At 60.1% G+C, this 571-nt stretch carries 1 protein-coding gene; it reads right to left on the reverse strand.

Translation table 11 applies throughout. From position 1 onward, the window contains the following. Positions 1-68 precede the first annotated feature (68 nt). On the reverse strand, positions 69-571 hold a 503-nt coding region (locus HB633_RS30650), incomplete at its 5' end, for an ATP-binding protein (protein WP_213781868.1).

Here is a 571-nt window from a genome sequence, read left to right on the forward strand (position 1 = left end):
GGCGGACCAGTTGTCTGGGATCAGGAAGTCGAGCCCGCAGGCGACCCCGGAAGGCAGTTGACGGCGCGTCATGGTGCCTTCTTCTCAACCTTCGCCGCACTACGTTTCTTCGTGCGCTGCTCGGCGCGTTCACGTGCCTCCTTCACACGATAGGATTCGCCCTCGATCACGACGACCTCCGCACGATGCACGAGTCGGTCAACGAGAGAGACGACGCAAGCCGCGTTCGGAAACACCTCATGCCATTCTTTAAATGGTCTATTTGTCGTAACCACGGTCGAGGTGACCCCGTACCTTCTGCTGACAAGTTCGAACAGCAGATCGGCGTGGCGGTTTGAGTACGAGAGGTAGCCAACCTCGTCGATCACAAGCACGTCGGGCGAGGCATAGCGATTCAGTCGGCGGCGCAGGGCAGAATCGCTATCGAGCGCGGCCAGTTCACCGAGCATCTGGCCGGCGGTGGTGAACAACGCGGTGTGGCCACCCGCGATTGCCTGATAGGCGAGATTGAGCGCTAGTGTGGATTTACCGACGCCGTTTGGGCCGATGAGTACGACGTTGGCGGTGTCTT

The organism is Caballeronia sp. dw_276 (genome assembly GCF_018449635.1).
Taxonomy (GTDB): domain Bacteria; phylum Pseudomonadota; class Gammaproteobacteria; order Burkholderiales; family Burkholderiaceae; genus Caballeronia.